The following is a 1,234-nucleotide window of genomic DNA, read 5'->3' as shown; positions in this document are numbered from 1 at the left end:
GCGTCATGTCGATCTTGACCGAGCGATTGTCCTCGATGTCGATCTTGTAGATCAGGCCGAGCTCGTAGATATCGGCCGGGATTTCCGGATCGTAGACCGTCTTCAGCGCCGAGACGATGTCGTCGGTCAGCCGCGCCAGTTCGTCGGCTGGAATGGCTGATCCCGAAACCAGCGTATTGGGCGCGGTTTCCGGAGTGGTCTCGGCAGCGATGCTTGCATCATCCATGGTCGTCACCCAAAAAACTCGTCATCCGAAGAATTTGCGCGCTTTTTCAAGCGCCTCGGCCAAAGCGTCGACTTCGGCCCTGGTATTATACATGCCGAACGATGCCCTGCATGTGGAGGTTACGCCGAAGCGTTTCAACAGCGGCTGGGCGCAATGCGTGCCCGCCCGCACCGCAACGCCCTGCCTGTCTATCACCATCGACACGTCATGCGCATGAATGCCTTGCAGTTCGAACGAGATGATGGCGCCCTTGCCGGGCGCATCACCGAAGATGCGCAGCGAATTGATGGAGCGCAGCCGCTCATGCGCGTAGTTCTTGAGGTCTTCCTCATGGGCGGCAATGCGCTCGCGGCCGATCGTTTCCATATAGTCGAGCGCGGCACCCAGCCCGATCGCCTGGACGATCGGCGGCGTGCCGGCCTCGAAGCGGTGCGGCGGCTCGTTGTAGGTGACGATGTCTTCCGTCACCTCCTCGATCATCTCGCCGCCGCCCATGAAGGGCCGCATGCCAGCGAGAATGTCCTTCTTGCCGTAGAGCACGCCGATGCCCGACGGGCCATAAACCTTGTGCCCGGTGAAGACGAAAAAGTCGCAGTCGAGATCCTGCACGTCGATAGGCATATGCACGGCGCTCTGACTGCCGTCGACCAGCACCGGAATTCCGCGCGAATGCGCAATGCGCACGATTTCCTTGATCGGCGTCACAGTGCCAAGCGCGTTCGACATGTGGGTAATGGCAACGAGCTTTGTCTTGCTGGTCAGCCGCTTTTCAAATTCCTCGATGTGGAAGACGCCGAGATCGTCGACCGGCACCCAGACCAGTTTGGCGCCCTGCCGCTCGCGGATGAAATGCCAGGGAACGATGTTGGAGTGGTGCTCCATGATCGACAGCACGATCTCGTCGCCCTCGCCGATGTTGGGCATGCCATAGCCATAGGCGACCGTGTTGATGGCCGAAGTCGTGTTAGAGGTGAAGATGATGTTGTCGGTGCGAGGCGCATTGAGGAA

At 59.8% G+C, this 1,234-nt stretch carries 2 protein-coding genes; both read right to left on the bottom strand.

What is annotated here, in order from left to right:
* A partial coding sequence (locus EN906_RS34520) for an iron-sulfur cluster assembly protein (protein ID WP_127375795.1) occupies positions 1 to 226 on the bottom strand: 226 nt, incomplete at its 3' end.
* Positions 227 to 247: 21 nt separating this feature from the next.
* Positions 248 to 1,234, bottom strand: a 987-nt coding sequence (locus tag EN906_RS34515) for a cysteine desulfurase (protein ID WP_164777628.1), incomplete at its 5' end; no start/stop codon positions are given.

The sequence above is a fragment of the Mesorhizobium sp. M7A.F.Ca.CA.004.06.1.1 genome, assembly GCF_003999135.1.
In the GTDB taxonomy this organism is placed as follows: Bacteria; Pseudomonadota; Alphaproteobacteria; order Rhizobiales; family Rhizobiaceae; genus Mesorhizobium.
This window is presented reverse-complemented; position numbering and strand designations above follow the sequence as displayed.